This is a genomic window from Pukyongiella litopenaei (genome assembly GCF_003008555.2).
GTDB lineage: Bacteria > Pseudomonadota > Alphaproteobacteria > Rhodobacterales > Rhodobacteraceae > Pukyongiella > Pukyongiella litopenaei.
The window spans coordinates 127,823-142,705 of sequence record NZ_CP027665.1; the positions used below are offsets into that span (position 1 = coordinate 127,823).

The 14,883-nt window shown below is 66.5% G+C and carries 18 protein-coding genes; 4 read left to right on the top strand and 14 right to left on the bottom strand.

The genetic code is table 11. The features are described from left to right. The first annotated feature begins 26 nt into the window (after positions 1–26). Positions 27–437 carry a DUF1801 domain-containing protein gene (locus tag C6Y53_RS00645; RefSeq protein ID WP_106473874.1) on the top strand — a complete coding sequence of 137 codons (411 nt, stop codon included), beginning with the start codon at positions 27–29 and terminating at the stop codon, positions 435–437. Positions 438–620: 183 nt separating this feature from the next. After that, positions 621–959, top strand: coding sequence for a DoxX family protein (locus C6Y53_RS00650; RefSeq protein ID WP_244614909.1), 339 nt, complete (start codon positions 621–623; stop codon positions 957–959). A 66-nt stretch (positions 960–1,025) separates the two neighbouring features. On the opposite strand, the gene C6Y53_RS00655 is transcribed toward C6Y53_RS00650, so the two are convergent. Further along, positions 1,026–2,066, bottom strand: a complete 1,041-nt coding sequence (locus C6Y53_RS00655) for an NADP-dependent oxidoreductase (RefSeq protein WP_106470677.1) — start codon at positions 2,064–2,066, stop codon at positions 1,026–1,028. 154 nt (positions 2,067–2,220) lie between these two features. On the opposite strand from C6Y53_RS00655, the gene C6Y53_RS00660 reads away from it, so the two are divergent. Beyond that, on the top strand, positions 2,221–3,006 hold the full coding sequence (locus tag C6Y53_RS00660; RefSeq protein ID WP_106470678.1) for an inositol monophosphatase family protein: 786 nt from the start codon (positions 2,221–2,223) through the stop codon (positions 3,004–3,006). A 99-nt stretch (positions 3,007–3,105) separates the two neighbouring features. On the opposite strand, the gene C6Y53_RS00665 is transcribed toward C6Y53_RS00660, so the two are convergent. The 10 genes from C6Y53_RS00665 to yajC all read right to left on the bottom strand — a co-directional run bounded on the left by C6Y53_RS00665 (position 3,106) and on the right by yajC (position 10,058). Then, on the bottom strand, positions 3,106–3,651 hold the full coding sequence (locus C6Y53_RS00665; protein ID WP_244614910.1) for a DsbE family thiol:disulfide interchange protein: 546 nt from the start codon (positions 3,649–3,651) through the stop codon (positions 3,106–3,108). Continuing rightward, positions 3,644–3,802, bottom strand: a complete 159-nt coding sequence (gene ccmD, locus C6Y53_RS00670; RefSeq protein ID WP_211299431.1) for a heme exporter protein CcmD — start codon at positions 3,800–3,802, stop codon at positions 3,644–3,646. The genes C6Y53_RS00665 and ccmD overlap by 8 nt, the downstream gene beginning before the upstream one ends. Then, positions 3,799–4,572, bottom strand: coding sequence for a heme ABC transporter permease (locus tag C6Y53_RS00675; protein ID WP_106470680.1), 774 nt, complete (start codon positions 4,570–4,572; stop codon positions 3,799–3,801). The genes ccmD and C6Y53_RS00675 overlap by 4 nt, the downstream gene beginning before the upstream one ends. 45 nt (positions 4,573–4,617) lie before the next feature. Further along, positions 4,618–5,274, bottom strand: a complete 657-nt coding sequence (ccmB, locus tag C6Y53_RS00680) for a heme exporter protein CcmB (RefSeq protein ID WP_106470681.1) — start codon at positions 5,272–5,274, stop codon at positions 4,618–4,620. Next, positions 5,271–5,885, bottom strand: coding sequence for a heme ABC exporter ATP-binding protein CcmA (ccmA, locus tag C6Y53_RS00685; RefSeq protein WP_106470682.1), 615 nt, complete (start codon positions 5,883–5,885; stop codon positions 5,271–5,273). Before ccmA ends, ccmB begins: the two co-directional genes overlap by 4 nt. Before the next feature lie 85 nt (positions 5,886–5,970). Then, positions 5,971–6,324, bottom strand: coding sequence for an Mth938-like domain-containing protein (locus C6Y53_RS00690; protein WP_106470683.1), 354 nt, complete (start codon positions 6,322–6,324; stop codon positions 5,971–5,973). Position 6,325: 1 nt separating this feature from the next. Next, complete coding sequence (locus C6Y53_RS00695; RefSeq protein WP_244614911.1) at positions 6,326–7,084, bottom strand: sulfite exporter TauE/SafE family protein; 759 nt, start codon at positions 7,082–7,084, stop codon at positions 6,326–6,328. 24 nt (positions 7,085–7,108) lie between these two features. After that, positions 7,109–8,077 carry a protein translocase subunit SecF gene (gene secF / locus C6Y53_RS00700; protein ID WP_106470684.1) on the bottom strand — a complete coding sequence of 323 codons (969 nt, stop codon included), beginning with the start codon at positions 8,075–8,077 and terminating at the stop codon, positions 7,109–7,111. Position 8,078: 1 nt separating this feature from the next. Continuing rightward, positions 8,079–9,740, bottom strand: coding sequence for a protein translocase subunit SecD (gene secD / locus C6Y53_RS00705; protein ID WP_106470685.1), 1,662 nt, complete (start codon positions 9,738–9,740; stop codon positions 8,079–8,081). Between the two features lie 33 nt (positions 9,741–9,773). Beyond that, positions 9,774–10,058 (bottom strand): preprotein translocase subunit YajC, encoded by a 285-nt coding sequence (gene yajC, locus C6Y53_RS00710; RefSeq protein WP_106470686.1) that lies wholly within the window; start codon positions 10,056–10,058, stop codon positions 9,774–9,776. 172 nt (positions 10,059–10,230) lie between these two features. Between yajC and serS the strand changes: the two genes are divergently transcribed. Beyond that, positions 10,231–11,523, top strand: coding sequence for a serine--tRNA ligase (gene serS, locus C6Y53_RS00715; protein WP_106470687.1), 1,293 nt, complete (start codon positions 10,231–10,233; stop codon positions 11,521–11,523). Between the two features lie 48 nt (positions 11,524–11,571). Here the strand turns inward: serS and C6Y53_RS00720 are convergent, their stop codons facing one another. From C6Y53_RS00720 to der, 3 genes are all read right to left on the bottom strand, one after another. Continuing rightward, a complete protein-coding gene (locus C6Y53_RS00720) occupies positions 11,572–12,555 on the bottom strand; it encodes a fatty acid desaturase (protein WP_106470688.1) in 984 nt (327 codons plus the stop codon). A 145-nt stretch (positions 12,556–12,700) separates the two neighbouring features. Further along, a complete protein-coding gene (locus tag C6Y53_RS00725) occupies positions 12,701–13,339 on the bottom strand; it encodes a MarC family protein (protein WP_106470689.1) in 639 nt (212 codons plus the stop codon). 45 nt (positions 13,340–13,384) lie between these two features. Beyond that, positions 13,385–14,848 carry a ribosome biogenesis GTPase Der gene (gene der / locus C6Y53_RS00730; protein WP_106470690.1) on the bottom strand — a complete coding sequence of 488 codons (1,464 nt, stop codon included), beginning with the start codon at positions 14,846–14,848 and terminating at the stop codon, positions 13,385–13,387. Between the last annotated feature and the right edge of the window lie 35 nt (positions 14,849–14,883).

Consider the following 14,883-nt stretch of genomic DNA (forward strand, 5'->3'; position numbering starts at 1 on the left):
GGGCTGAACCGGATATGACTGCGATCATGTCTGCGATCTCCCCTCCGTTCCAGTCGGCTGCGGTCGAACAGCTCTTTGCCCGGTTTCCCGATGCCGAACGCGCGGGCCTGCTCGGGTTGCGGCGCCTCATCTTCGATACGGCGGCCGGGATCCCCGATGTCGGCCGGATCGAAGAGGCGCTGCGCTGGGGCCAGCCGGCCTATCTGACGCCCGACACCGGTTCGGGCTCGACGATCCGGCTCGGGCTGCCCAAGGCCGGCGGCTACGCGCTCTATGTGCATTGCCAGACCACGATCCTGCCCGATTTTCGCAGCCTGTTTCCCGATGCGTTTGACTATGAAGGCAACCGCGCGGTGCTGTTCCGGCCGGGGCGGACGCCCGATGACGACAAGCTGCGGCTGCTGATCGCGGCGGCGCTGACCTATCACCTCCGCTGATCCGGCCCGATGGCGGGGACCGGCCCCACAACCCACCGTTGCACGCGATGGAGGAACGTGGTTGTAATGGGCGCCGAATACCTGAGAAAATCTGACGGATATCAACCGGAACCGAAGGGACCATACCAGATGATCGAACGGCTGAATTCGCTTGCGCCCCTGGCTCTGAGTGTGACTCGTATCATGGCCGGCTTGGCGTTCATGGCGCACGGGACGCAGAAGTTGCTGGGGTTCCCGGCCACCGAACGCGCAACCGAAACCTTTTCCCTGTCCTGGATCGCGGGCGTCATCGAACTGGTCTGCGGCGCGCTGATCGCGCTGGGGCTGCTGACACGCCCGGCGGCCTTCCTGTCATCGGGGCTGATGGCATTTGCCTATTGGATGGCCCATGCACCGCGCGATTTCTTTCCGGTCAACAATGGCGGCGATGCGGCGATCCTCTACTGTTTCTTCTTCCTCTACCTCGTCTTTGCCGGCCCCGGCCCGCTGAGCATCGACCGGATACGCGGCGCCGATCACTGAGCGCCTGAGACAGGGGAGAAGGGCGGGCGCCCGTCTGATTAATAATCCGTGCGCCCGCCCGGTTGCTCAGATCAGCTTGACGATCTGCTTGCCGGTATTGCCGCCTTCGAGCATCGCGATGAAGGCCGCCGGGGCATTTTCCAGCCCTTCGGCGATATCCTCGAGGAACCGGATTTCACCCGAGGCGACCTTGGGGGCCACCTGGGACAGGAACTCGGGAAACCGGTCGAAATGGTTCGAGATGATGAACCCGTTGACGGACATGTATTTCACCAGGATCGACCGCCACAGCGCCGGGCCGGACAGCCCGGCATCCGCCGCACCCGCACCCAGCGCGCCGGCATTGTACCACGCGACCATCCCGCAAACCGGGATCCGGGCGAATTCGTTGAGCAGCGGGAACACCGCTTCGAGCACCTTGCCGCCGACATTCTCGAAATAGATATCGACCCCGTCCGGACATTCGGCGGCCAGCGCCGCGCGCAGGTCTGACGCGGTGTCATAGGCGCGGTGATCGAGGCAGGCGTCAAAGCCGAACATCTCGGTGGCCAGCCTGCATTTGTCGGCACCGCCGGCGACACCCACGGTGCGCAGACCGGCCAGCCGGGCCACCTGCCCCACCATCGAGCCGACCGGCCCCGTGGCGGCTGCCACCACCAGCGTCTCGCCCGCCCTGGGCCTGCCCAGTTCGGTCAGGCCATACCAGCCGGTAAAGCCCGGCATGCCCAGCACACCCAGGGCGGCGGTGACCGGCCCCATCGCGGGGTCGAGCCTGCGCAGCTGGTCGGCGGGCAGGCAGCCATGGCTGGCCCAGCCGAACATGCCAAAGGCGAAATCGCCAGGTTTGAACGCCGGTGAATTCGAGGCGATCACCTCGCCCACGCCCCCGGCCTCCATCGTGCCGCCGATCGGCACCGGCGCGGCATAGGATTTCGCGTCGTCCATCCGCCCCCGCATGTAGGGATCGAGCGACATGTAATGCACGCGCACCAGCACCTCGCCCTCACCCGGCACCGGCAGGGGCGCGGCTTCGTGGCTGAAGTTTTCGGCGCTCGGCGCCCCGTCGGGGCGGCTTGCCAGCGCGATACGGAACATCTGTTCGGACATGGGATTCTCCTTTGGGATCATTTGCGCCAACGGTGCGGCCCCGAAACCGGCGTGACAAGCCCGGCCCGGCCCTGACGCTGCGACAGTATCCGGGACTTGGCAACCGGGAAAGGCGGGCGTATATGCGCGGCTTCACCTCAACGGAGCCTTTGACATGGTCGGCAGTGCAAATCTCAACGTCATGATCAAGGCCGCGCGCAAGGCGGGGCGGTCGCTGGTCAAGGATTTCCGCGAGGTGGAGAACCTGCAGGTGTCGATGAAAGGCGCGGGCGATTTTGTCTCCAAGGCCGACATCGCCGCCGAGCAGATCCTGAAAGAGGAATTGCTGGGCGCGCGTCCCACCTATGGCTGGCTGGCCGAGGAAGGCGGCGAGATCCCCGGGCAGGACCCGACCCGGCGCTGGATCGTCGATCCGCTGGACGGCACCACCAACTTCCTGCACGGGCTGCCGCACTGGGCGGTGTCGATCGCCCTGGAGCACAAGGGCAAGATCGTCGCGGGCGTGGTGTTCGACCCGGCCAAGGATGAAATGTTCCTTGCCGAAAAGGGCGAAGGCGCCTGGCTGAACCAGTCGCGGCTGCGGGTCTCGGGACGGTCGCGGATGATCGAGAGCATCTTTGCCACCGGCCTGCCCTTCGGCGGCCGCAGCGACCTGCCCGAAACGCTGCAGGACCTGGCCCGGCTGATGCCCGCCTGCGCCGGCGTGCGGCGCTGGGGGGCGGCGGCGCTCGACATGGCCTATGTGGCGGCGGGCCGCTACGAAGGGTTCTGGGAACGCCGCCTGAACGTCTGGGACATCGCCGCCGGCACCATCATCGTGCGCGAAGCCGGCGGGCTGGTCGAAGCCATCGCGGACGGTGACGACCTGCTGGCCTCGGGCGAGGTCATCTGCGCCAACGAACCGATCTTTGGCAAATTCGCCGACGTGATCCGGGGCTAGGCCGACAACCGGTTGACACCGCCCCCCTGCCCGAACGGGCGACCGCGCGACGGCAGTTTCCATCCGACCCCGCCTGCGGCGGGCGTGATGGATCGGCGGTCAGTTGCCGCCGCCGCTGGCCCTGGCAATCGCAGGCAGGATGGTTTCCTCCATCACCTTCGCGGTCACCGGGCCCGCGAACCGCAGGTGAATCGTGCCGTCGCCGCCGATCACATAGGTTTCCGGGACGCCATAGACCCCCCAGTCGATCCCCATGCTGCCGCCGTCCGAGCCGATCGCGGCATAGGGGTCGCCCAGTTCCGCCAGAAAGGCCAGCCCCTTCTCCGGCGTGTCCTTGTAGTTGATGCCGTAGATCGGGATGCCGCCGTCCGAGAGCTTCTGCAGGTTCGGGTGTTCGACACGGCAGGGCGCGCACCAGCTGGCCCAGAAATTCACCAGCTTCACTTCGCCGTCGCGCAGGGTGTCGTCGCCCCAGATCGCCTTGCCCGGCAGTTCGTTCAGCACCACGGGCGGCGCGGGCTGGCCTTCGCGGGCCGAGGGCAGCGCGTTGGGATCGTCCCGGAACATGCCGATCAGCGCCAGGGCGACGAAGGCCGCAAAGACCAGCGGCGGCGCGATCATCAGCGGTGAGATCTTCCTAGCCATCCCGCGACATCCTCTGTTCGACCCGCTCCATCTCGCCGCGGACCTTGCGGCCGCGCAACAGGCTGAAGATCACCAGCACCGCCAGCAACAGCAGCGACGCGGCATAAGCGGCCAGCACCGTATCGGCGTATTTCCCCAGTTCCGGTATCATGCCCCTGCCCTTTCGCGTGCCAGCAGCGCCCGGATACGGCGGGCGCGGATCTCGGTTCCGGTGCGATAGAGCACCAGCGCGATGAACAGCAGGACGAACCCGATGATGCAGACCATCAGCGGCACGAAGAAGACATTGGAGACCTTTTCCTCGGTATCCGATCCGGTGATCGCCGCCGCGCGCATCACCGACGCGCCCTGATGCAGCCCCTGGTTCCAGAAATTCACCGCGTAGCGCGACAGCAACGCGAAAACCGACCCCACCAGACACAGGACCGAGGTCAGGTCGGCCGCGGTATCCGGGTCCTCGATCGCCTCCCACAGGGCGACATAGCCGAGATAGAACAAAAACAGGATCAGGAACGAGGTCAGCCGCGGGTCCCAGGCCCACCAGGTGCCCCACATCGGCTGCCCCCAGATGGCGCCGGTGGCCAGCGCGATCAGCGTCATGACGATGCCCACGGGCGCGGCGGCCCGCGCCGCCAGCGCGCTGACATGGTGGCGCCGCACCAGCCAGACCAGCGAGGTCGCCAGCATCATCAGCCAGCAGTTAATCGCCATCAGCGCCGAGGGCACATGCAGGTAGATGATCTTGACCGTCGATCCCTGCCGGTAATCGTCGGGGGTAAAGAAGAAGCCCCAGACGAGCCCAACCGCAAGGCACGCCGCCGCTGTCCACCAGAACACGGGCAGGACCCGCTCGGTGGTTGCCAGGAACTTGCGCGGGTTGGCATAGGCCCACAGGGCATTGGCTTTCGCGGCGAATGTCATGATGGCTATCTAGTCCGAGTCGGGGCGGTTCTCAATTGACAGATGTCAACGAATGTTCACGCGCAGGACAGCGGCCGAGGCAAAGGGCAGCAGCGCGATGCTGGCCGCAGTGATCCCGCCCAGCATCAGCAGCGGCGTGGACAGATCCTGCCCCGTCGCGCCCCGCCGCGCCACCTCGGCGCCAAAGATCAGCGTGGGCACATAGAGCGGCAGCACCAGAAGCGACAGCAGCAGCCCGCCGCGTTTGAGTCCCACGGTCAGCGCCGCGCCGAAGGTGCCGATCACGCTCAGCGCCGGGGTTCCCAGCGCCAGCGACGCCACCAGCCAGGCAAATCCCGGGCCGGGCAGGTTCAGCAACACCCCCAGCACCGGCGCGGCCAGCACCAGCGGCAGGCCGGTGGTCAGCCAATGCGCCATGGCCTTGATGCTCAGCACCGCCTCCAGCGGCAGCGGCGCGGTCGCCAGCAGGTCCAGCGTTCCGTCCTCCCAGTCCAGCGCCAGCAGACGGTCGAGCGACAGCAGGCAGGCCAGCAGCGCACCCAGCCACAGGACACCCGGCGCGATGGTCGCCAGCAGCGCCGATTGCGGCCCCACCGCAAACGGCACCATCACCGTCACGATCAGGAAAAATGCCAGCCCGAGCCCGAAACCGCCGCCCGCGCGCAATGCCAGTTTCAGATCGCGTGTCAGCAGGGCGATCACAGGAACCCTCCGTCGAAATCGCCGACCGGGACCGGGCGGGCCTTGAACGGTCCCAGTTCCAGCACGTCCCCGTCGAGCCCCAGGTCGATATGGGTGGCGATCAGCGCCGAGCCGCCCTGCCCCAGATGCGCGCGCACCGCATCGGCGAACATCGCCACCGCGGTGCGATCCAGCGACACGGTCGGTTCGTCCAGCATCCAGACCGGCCGACCGGTCACCAGCAGCCGCGCCAGCCCCAGGCGCCGCTTCTGTCCCGCCGAAAGCTGCCCCGCCGCCCGGTCGGCCAGATCATGCAGGGCAAGCGCATCGAGCGCCAGAGCAATGCCCGGCGCGCCAAAGACGCTGGCCCAGAAGTTCAGGTTCTCGGTCACCGTGAGGGTCGGCTTGATCCCGTCCGCGTGGCCGGCATAGGCGATGCCGTCCTCGGCCCCCTCGATCCGCCCGGCCAGCGGCGGCTGCAACCCGGCCAGCGTGCGCAACAGCGTGGTCTTGCCGATCCCGTTGGGGCCGCGCAACACCAGCGCCCGCCCGGGCCTGAGCGTCAGGTTCACCCCTTCCAGCACCGGGATACCGCCACGGGCGACGGTCAGATCAGAAGCACAGAGCATCATGGTCGTCGGTTATCCTATCGCGGCGCGGGGCTAAAGGCGGGAATGGCCGGGTGGTTCTGCCCGGTGGGCAAAAGGGCGGCGCGGCTCAGACCGGCAGCAGCGCGAGCGCAACCCGGCGGCCTTCGGCCAGCAGGACGTTGTAGGTGCGGCAGGCCGCCGGCGATCCCATATGCTCCATCCCGACCCCCGCCTGTTCCAGCCGCTGGCGCAACGGGGCCGGGACCGGCAGCATCTCGGCACCGGTGCCGATCAGCAGGACATCGATCCTATCCGCCAGCGCAATCAGCGGCTCGGCATCGTCCAGCCCGCCCCAGGGGCCGGTGCCCCCGGGCCCGGTCACCACCGCGCCCTTGTGGATCTCGCCGCCGATGCGGAAGAACCCCGCCCCATACCCGTCCACCGGGAGACCGTCGGGATAAGCCATTTCGTTCAGGCGCATCTTACCCTTCCCCGTTCCAGATCGGCAGGCCCAACACTGCTGCGGCAAAAATCAGCAGATAGGCCGCCATGCGATAGCTCCGTTCATGCCCCGGCACGAATAGCTTACCGCCGATCATGTTGCCAACCATATTGGGCACACCCAGGGCAAGCCCGACCAGCGCCGGTTCCGGGGCCAGCCGACCCGCCAGCAGCAGCATCGCCAGCACCAGGAAATCATAGCCGAACAGGAACGCGGTCAGGTTGGCGCGCACGGTCCGGGCCGGAAACGGGCTGGCCATGAGGGCAAAGATCACCGGCGGCCCCGGCAATCCGGCGACGCCTCCGAGAAATCCCGAGGCCAGCCCGGTGCCAAAGGTCGCGCCGGGGCCGAGCTGGCCGGTGTAGCGCCAGCCACCGACCAGCAGCGCCAGCATGGTCAGCGACAATACCGAAACCAAGAGCCGGAACAGGCCGGGGTCGATGACGAACAGCGCCGCCAGCCCCAGCGGCAGGGCCAGCGCCGCCCCCAGCAGCAGCCGCGCCAGATCGCCGCGCCGGATGTCTCGGGCCACGCGCGGCAGGATCGGCAGCGGTCCGAACACGTCCATCAGAACGACGGTCAGCACCGCCGCGACCGGGTCCAGCACGATCCCTGCGATCGGCAGATAGACCAGCGCGGTGCCGAACCCGCTGAAGCCGCGAACGGTGCCCGCCACCAGCGCGGCGAACACCAGTATCGACAAATCGGTGATCGACAGCCCGGCCGCCGCGCCGATCACCCTGCCCGCCCCGGCAGGGCGATATCACGCATCCACGTTCGAGAACTGGTTGCCGGCGCTCTTGTCGGGCTTGGTCCAGTCGCGCTTGACCCCGAGGTAAAGCAGGATCGAGGAGGCCACGAAGATCGACGAATAGGTGCCCACGATCACGCCCCAGATCATCGCGAAAACAAAGCCGCGGATCACGTCCCCGCCTAGCACATAGAGCGAAACCAGCGCCAGCAACGTGGTCACCGAGGTCATCACCGTGCGGCTGAGCGTTTCGTTGATGCTGAGGTTCAGGATCTCGGACAGCGGCCGTTTCTTGTATTTGCGCAGGTTTTCACGAACCCGGTCGAACACCACGACGGTGTCGTTGAGCGAATAGCCGACGATGGTCAGCAGCGCCGCGATGATCGCCAGGTCGAACTTGATCTGAAGCTCGGAAAACAGGCCGATGGTCAGGATCACATCGTGCACCAGCGCCGCCACGGCCCCCAGCGCGAACTGCCATTCAAAGCGCAGCCAGATGTAGACCAGCACCGCTCCGATCGCCAGAAGCACCGCCAGGACCGCGGTCTGGATCAACTCGCCCGACACTTTGGGGCCGACCGATTCGACCGATACGAACCGGATATCCGGCGCCACGGCCCGCAATTCCTGTTCCACCTGCGCGATCATGTCGGCGGTGACGGCCTCTTCGCCCTCCTGCGCCTGGATGCGGATCATCGCCACGTTCTGGTCCGGACCAAAGGTCGGGTCGAACACCTCGGAGATCGTCACGTCGCCCAGGCCGAGCGCCCCCAGCGCGTCGCGATAGCCCGCCACGTCCACCGGCTGTGCGCTTTCGGTGCGGATGGTGGTGCCGCCACGGAAATCGATGCCGTAATTCAGCCCGCGCAGCGCGAAGGAACCAAAGGCCAGCAGGATCAGCACCATCGAGATGCCCAGCCACAGTTTCCAGCGCTTGAAGAAATCGAACGCGGTTTCCGCGGGAACGAGTCGCAGTCTCATGTCACACCTCGATCGTCTTGGGGCGGCGGCGTTCGAACCACATCACGATCATCAGCCGCGTGACAAAGATCGCCGTGAAAACCGAGGTCAGGATGCCCAGCCCCAGCGTGATGGCAAAGCCGCGCACCGGCCCCGACCCCATCGCAAACAGGATCACCGCCGTGATGAAGGTGGTGATATTGGCATCAAAAATCGCCGAGAGCGCCTTTTCATAGCCCAGTTCGATCGCCCGCGACGGGCCGCGCGCGGTCTTCAGTTCCTCGCGGATACGTTCGAACACCAGCACGTTGGCGTCCACCGCCATGCCCACGGTCAGCACGATACCCGCGATCCCCGGCAGGGTCAGCGTGGCGCCGATCAGGCTCAGCAGCCCGAAGATCAGCACGATGTTCAGCACCAGCGCGATATTGGCGAAGATACCGAACAACCCGTAGCTGAGGAACATGAACACCAGCACCGCGGCAAAGGCGACCATGGTCGCGACCTTGCCGGCGTCGATGCTGTCCTGTCCGAGCTCCGGTCCGATGGTGCGTTCCTCGAGGAAATCCAGCCCCGCCGGTAGCGCGCCCGCGCGCAGCAGCACGGCCAGGTTCGTGCTTTCCTCGATGGTGAAATTGCCGGTGATGATGCCCGATCCGCCGGGGATGTGGCTCTGGATCACCGGGGCCGAGATCACCTCGTCATCCAGCACGATGGCAAAGGGCGCGCCGATATTCTCGGCGGTATAATCCCCGAACTTGCGCGCCCCGGTGGTGTTGAAGCGGAAATTGACGGCCGGCCGCCCGTTCTGGTCAAAGCTGGGCTGGGCATCCACCAGTTCCTCGCCGGTCACGACGGGCGCGGATTCGAGCGTGTAATATAGCCCCTCCTCATCGAGCGCCGGCACGATCTTTTCGCCCACGCCGGGCTGCGCATCGGGGTCCGACCCGCGGGCCACGACCGGATTGAACGTCAGTTGCGCGGTGGTGCCGATGATGTCCTTGAGCTCCGACGCGCTGCCGATGCCCGGCACCTGGATCAGGATGCGGTCGGCGCCCTGACGCTGGATCGTGGGTTCGCGCGTGCCGACCTCGTCGATCCGGCGGCGCACGATTTCCAGCGCCTGGCGCACGGTGCGGTCGTCGCTGGCCAGCTTTTCGGCCTCGCTCAGCGTCACCACGATCTGGTCGCCCTCGGGCCGGACCTCGATATCGGTCGATCCGACCCCGGTCAGCGTCTGGATCGGACGGGCCAGCCCGCGCACCACCTCGAGCGCGCGCGCCATGCCGTCCGGGTTGCCGATGCGGATGCGAATCTCATCCGGCGCCGAGGGTTGCTTGCGAATGGTGCCGATGGCGGCACGCTCAGGACGCAGCGCATCGCGCAGGCCAGGCCACATGGCCTCCATCCGCGCCTCGTAGACATCCCCGACCTGCACCTCGGCCAGCAGATGCGCCCCGCCCCGCAGGTCGAGCCCGAGATTGACCAGCCCCGACGGCAGCCAGTCCGGCCATGTGGCCGCCGCCGCGCTCAGTTCGGGACCGGTCTGCCCCTTTGCGATCGCCGCCTCGGCGTCGTTATGGGTCTCAACGCGGGGATAGAAGGCATTGGGCAGCGCCAGCCACAGCCCGACCGCGCAGGTCAGCCAGATGAGCACCCGTTTCCATAGGTCGATATGCAGCATTTACCTGCCTTTGCAATAGGTTGTCGGGCAGAGTTACTTTGTCGGCTCGGTCTTGTTGATGACCGAAGCAATGGTGGATTTCACCACGCGGACGCGGACGCCCTCGGCGATTTCGACCTCGACCTCGCCGTCTTCCTTGACCTTGGAAACCTTGCCGATCACCCCGCCCTGGGTCACCACCTGGTCGCCACGGCGCAGCGCGGACACCATCGCCTGATGTTCCTTGACCTTCTTCTGCTGCGGCCGGATCAGCAGGAAATACATGATCGCAAAGATCAGGATGAGCGGGAGAAACTGCGCGATGGCGCCACCTTCCATGGGATGTTCCTTTGCATGTTCTGGATCGCCGCGGAGCGCACCCCCGGCCCGGTTTGGCGCGGAACCTACGCGGGCGGCGGGGGCTTTGCAAGGCGGCGCGAAACCGGCCCTACCACATGTCGGAAAGCTGGGGCATAACGGCGCGAAACGACTCAGATGCCAGGACCGCCCCATGCACGACATCCGCGCCATCCGCGAGAACCCCGACGCTTTCGACGCCGCCCTGTCCCGGCGCGGCGACGCGCCCGTGACGGCAGAGCTGCTGTCGGTGGACGAGACGCGGCGCGCCCGGATCCTCGCGGCGGAAACCGCGCAGGCCGAACAGAACAGGGCGGCCAAGGCGATCGGCGCGGCCAAGGCGGCCGGCGACGAGACCGCCTTTGAACGCCTGCGCGCCGAGGTGGCCGACAAGAAGGCCGAAGTGGCCGCGATGCAGGCCGAGGCGCGGGCGCTGGACGACAGGCTGACCGACATGCTGGCGCGGATCGCCAACCTGCCCGCCGCAGACGTGCCCGATGGCGCGGACGAAACCGGAAATGTCGAGGTGAACCGCTGGGGCACCCCGCGCAGTTTCAATTTCTCGCCCCGGGAACATTTCGAGATCGCAGGTGTCGCCGCTTCGATGGATTTCGCGCTGGCCGCCAAGCTCTCGGGGTCGCGCTTCGTCGTTCTGAAGGGGGCCGTGGCCCGCATCCACCGGGCGCTGGCGCAGTTCATGCTGGACGTGCATACCGGCGACAATGGCCTGACCGAGATCAACAGCCCGGTGCTGGTGCGCGACGAGGCGATGTATGGCACCGACAAGCTGCCCAAGTTCGGCGATGACAGCTATCAGACCACCAATGGCTGGTGGCTGGTGCCGACCTCCGAGGTGCCGCTGACCTATTCGGTCGCGGGCGACATTCTCGACGAGGCCGCGCTGCCGATCCGTATGACCGCGCACACGCTGTGTTTCCGGTCCGAGGCCGGGTCGGCGGGCAAGGACACCGCCGGCATGCTGCGCCAGCACCAGTTCGAGAAGGTCGAAATGGTGTCGATCACCCACCCGGACGAAAGCGACGCCGAACAGAAACGGATGCTGCGCTGCGCCGAGGACATTCTCGAGCGGCTCGAACTGCCCTATCGCACGGTGGTCCTGTGCACCGGCGACATGGGCTTTGGCGCCCGGCGCACCTATGACATCGAGGCCTGGCTGCCGGGGCAGAACGCCTATCGCGAGATCTCGTCGGTATCGACCACGGGCGATTTCCAGGCCCGCCGCATGAATGCCCGGTTCCGGCCCGCCGATGGCGGCAAGCCGGCCTTCGTGCATACGCTCAACGGGTCGGGCCTGGCGGTCGGGCGCTGCCTGATCGCGGTGCTGGAAAACGGCCAGCAGGCGGACGGATCGGTGAACCTGCCCGGCGTGCTCGCCCCCTGGCTGGGCGGCAAGACCACGCTGACAGCCGACGGCACGCTGGTCTGACCCGCGCCCTGCCCGGCACCGGCCGCCCTCCGGCCGGCGCGGGTCAAGTCAGGCAGCGGCGGCTTTCCCGCGCGATCGGCCCCCGGGGAACGGCACCAGCCGTTCCCGGTCCTCGTCCCAGAGTTTCAGGTTCAGCGCCCGGACCGCTTCGATGAACCCGATCCGACGCGGCGCCCAGTCTTCGGGCAGGCTGTAATGGCAGGCCCGCAGTCGGTAGCTGGGGATGCGCGCGTTGAAATGATGGATGTCATGCAGCGTGATGCAGGCCACCGTGTGGTCGAACCACGCCCCGAAATCCAGCGCGGACGATCCCTGAAGCGCCGCGATCTGCGGGTCCAGATCGGGCCTGCGATCCCAGTAGGTGTCTTCGAAATTATGCTGGAGATAGACCAGGAACACACCGATCATCCCCCCCAGCATCGAGGCCGCGAAATAGACGCCCAGCCCGGCCCAGCCCGACAATGACCAGATCAGCGTGACCCAGGCCAGCACCGCGATATTGTGCAGCAGGACCCCCGTCACGCCAAAGCGCAGCGTGTTCTTGGGCCAGCGATAGCGAATGAAATAGGTAAAGAACGCACCGACCGGCACCAGGATGAACGGGTTGCGGTAGAGCCGGTAGACCAGCCGTTCCCAGAACCCCGCCGCCTGCCATTCGCGCAGGGTCATGGTGTGGATCTCGCCGGTGTCGCGATGTTCCAGGTTGCCGACATTGGCGTGGTGCAGGTTGTGGTTCTGCTTCATCACCTCGAAGGGCGCAAAGGTGAAGGGCGACAGCGCATGGCCGGCCAGTTCGTTCTGCCCGCGCGTTTCGAACAGCGAATGATGCCCGGTGTCATGCTGCAGCACATAGAGGCGCACGGCGGAAAAGGCGTGGATCACGCAGGCCGGGATCAAGACATACCACAGGTTCATGCAGCTGATCGCCGCCCATAGCGACGAGAAATAGACAGCGAAGGTGCCGAAGAAGCTCAGCGCGGCGATGCGGTTGTCCTTGTCGACGAACCTGCGGGTGTGTTCACGAAGTGTCATGACCGCCCCTGATGGATCCTGGTTGAACCGGTTAGTCTTCCGTTTTCACGGGTATTTTCACAGGTTCCCGCATCCAGCGCAATCATTGCCGGCGCCGGGGCGGCATTTTGGCCGGATCCGGCCCCCGGCGCCCGGGACGTGACGGTTATGACGGCGATGCCGAGAGCGCCAGCACCCCCATCTGCTCCAGGCCTTCGAGAACCGCGTCGACGGCGACCGTCGCCAGAATCAGCCCCATGACCCGGCTGACGACGCTGACGCCGGTATGGCCGATGAGCCGCTGGATGCGACCGGCCATCAGCAGCAGCACGAAGGTCAGCAGCAGCACGACCGCCAGGACCGCCCCGGTCAGGGCCTGTTCCGCGACCGCGTTGGCATGATTGTCGGTGAGTATGACGATGGCAAGCAGGGCGCCGGGGGACGCGATCGACGGGATCGCCAGTGGAAAGACCGCGCCCGACAGATCCTCGGTTTCCGCTTCCTTGATTTCGCTGTCGGCCTTGCTCTCGCCAAAGATCATGCTGAGCGCGAACAGGAACAGCACGATCCCGCCGGCGATCTGGAACGTGCCGAGCCTCAGGCCGATCGCCTCGAGAAGCAACTGCCCTCCGACCAGAAAGACGCCGAGCACGATTGCCGCCACGAGAACCGCCCGCAAGGCGAACGACCGGTGAAGACGCGCCGGTATGGCGGCGGTGGCATACATGAACACCGGGATACTGCCCACCGGGTCAATGACCACGAAGAGGGTAACGAATTCTCGGACTATGTCCTGCCACTGCATGGGCGCCTCCCGAAGCTCCGGTTCCGGCGCGCAGCCCGGACGGGATCAGGATCTGCGGCCCTCGATATGTTTGCGCAGCCGCGACGGTGCGGCCTTCTTCTTTCCCTTATAGGGATTTTTATCACCCTGCCCACGCATATGCAGCCGGATCGGGGTGCCAGGCATGTCGAAATCCTCGCGCAGCCCGTTGACGAGGTAGCGCGAATAGCTGGCGGGCATCTTGTCGGGGTGGCTGCACATCACCACGAAACCCGGCGGGCGGGTCTTGGCCTGGGTCATGTAGCGCAGCTTGATCCGCTTGCCCTGGGGCGCGGGCGGCGGGTGCTGTTCCAGCATCCCGGTCAGCCAGCGGTTCAGCGCCGCCGTGGGCACCCGGCGGTTCCAGACCTCGTGGGCCCGCAGGATCGCCGCGTGCAACCGGTCCAGCCCGCGCCCGGTTTTTGCGCTGACCGTGATCAGCGGCGCGCCGCGCAATTGCGGCAACAGCCGGTTGAAGGCTTCCTTGAGGTCGCGCAGCTTCTGCTGCTTGTCATCCTCGATATCCCATTTGTTCACCGCCACGACCACCGCACGGCCCTCGCGCTCGGCCAGGTCGGCGATGCGCAGATCCTGCTGCTCGAACGGGATCGCGGCGTCGAGCAGCACCACGACCACCTCGGCGAACTTGACCGCGCGCAGCCCGTCCGAGACCGACAGCTTCTCCAGCTTTTCCTGGACCCGCGCCTTCTTGCGCATCCCGGCGGTGTCGAAAATCCGCATCGGGATGCCGTCCCAGTTCACGCGCAGCGAAATCGCGTCGCGGGTGATCCCGGCCTCGGGTCCGGTCAGCAGCCTGTCTTCGCCGAGGATACGGTTGATCAGGGTGGATTTGCCCGCGTTGGGCCGCCCCACCACCGCAACCTGCAGCGGCCGCTCCGGCGTCGGCGCGTGACCGGCGCCGTCGGTTTCGCCCGTGTCGTCCTCGTCCAGCATGACATCGGTGACAGGTGCATCCTGCGCCGCCCGCTTGGCCATCTCGTCGGCGATCGGCATCAGCTGGGCGTAAAGCTCGTTCAATCCCTCGCCATGTTCGGCCGACAGCCGGATCGGTTCGTCGAGCCCCAGTTCCCACGCCTCGAGCACGCCCGCATCGGCGGCGGCCCCCTCGGCCTTGTTGGCCGCGAGGATCACATGCGCCGCCCGTTTGCGCAGGATCTCGGCAAAGACCCGGTCGGTCGGTGTGATGCCGGTGCGGGCGTCGACCAGGAACAGGCAGATATCGGCCATGTCCACCGCCCGTTCGGTCAGCCGCCGCATACGTCCCGGCAGGCTGTCGTCATTGGCATCCTCGAGCCCCGCCGTGTCGATCACGGTGAACCGCAGGTCACCCAGCCGCGCCGCGCCTTCGCGCAGGTCGCGGGTCACGCCCGGCTGGTCGTCGACCAGCGCCAGCCGTTTGCCGACGAGGCGATTGAACAGCGTGGATTTGCCCACATTGGGCCGGCCCACGATGGCTAGGGTGAAACTCATGGCGATGCATCCCGAATAGGAATGCGCCCTTTAGC

Bases quoted from the DNA above. Each gene is read 5' to 3' on its own strand.
- C6Y53_RS00665 (WP_244614910.1), bottom strand. From the start codon at position 3,651: ATGGCTAGGAAGATCTCACCGCTGATGATCGCGCCGCCGCTGGTCTTT.
- serS (WP_106470687.1), top strand. From the start codon at position 10,231: ATGCACGACATCCGCGCCATCCGCGAGAACCCCGACGCTTTCGACGCC.
- C6Y53_RS00645 (WP_106473874.1), top strand. From the start codon at position 27: ATGTCTGCGATCTCCCCTCCGTTCCAGTCGGCTGCGGTCGAACAGCTC.
- C6Y53_RS00655 (WP_106470677.1), bottom strand. From the start codon at position 2,066: ATGTCCGAACAGATGTTCCGTATCGCGCTGGCAAGCCGCCCCGACGGG.
- C6Y53_RS00660 (WP_106470678.1), top strand. From the start codon at position 2,221: ATGGTCGGCAGTGCAAATCTCAACGTCATGATCAAGGCCGCGCGCAAG.
- der (WP_106470690.1), bottom strand. From the start codon at position 14,848: ATGAGTTTCACCCTAGCCATCGTGGGCCGGCCCAATGTGGGCAAATCC.
- yajC (WP_106470686.1), bottom strand. From the start codon at position 10,058: ATGGAAGGTGGCGCCATCGCGCAGTTTCTCCCGCTCATCCTGATCTTT.
- C6Y53_RS00650 (WP_244614909.1), top strand. From the start codon at position 621: ATGGCCGGCTTGGCGTTCATGGCGCACGGGACGCAGAAGTTGCTGGGG.
- C6Y53_RS00690 (WP_106470683.1), bottom strand. From the start codon at position 6,324: ATGCGCCTGAACGAAATGGCTTATCCCGACGGTCTCCCGGTGGACGGG.
- secF (WP_106470684.1), bottom strand. From the start codon at position 8,077: ATGAGACTGCGACTCGTTCCCGCGGAAACCGCGTTCGATTTCTTCAAG.
- ccmA (WP_106470682.1), bottom strand. From the start codon at position 5,885: ATGATGCTCTGTGCTTCTGATCTGACCGTCGCCCGTGGCGGTATCCCG.
- C6Y53_RS00725 (WP_106470689.1), bottom strand. From the start codon at position 13,339: ATGCAGTGGCAGGACATAGTCCGAGAATTCGTTACCCTCTTCGTGGTC.
- ccmD (WP_211299431.1), bottom strand. From the start codon at position 3,802: ATGATACCGGAACTGGGGAAATACGCCGATACGGTGCTGGCCGCTTAT.
- secD (WP_106470685.1), bottom strand. From the start codon at position 9,740: ATGCTGCATATCGACCTATGGAAACGGGTGCTCATCTGGCTGACCTGC.
- C6Y53_RS00720 (WP_106470688.1), bottom strand. From the start codon at position 12,555: ATGACACTTCGTGAACACACCCGCAGGTTCGTCGACAAGGACAACCGC.
- C6Y53_RS00675 (WP_106470680.1), bottom strand. From the start codon at position 4,572: ATGACATTCGCCGCGAAAGCCAATGCCCTGTGGGCCTATGCCAACCCG.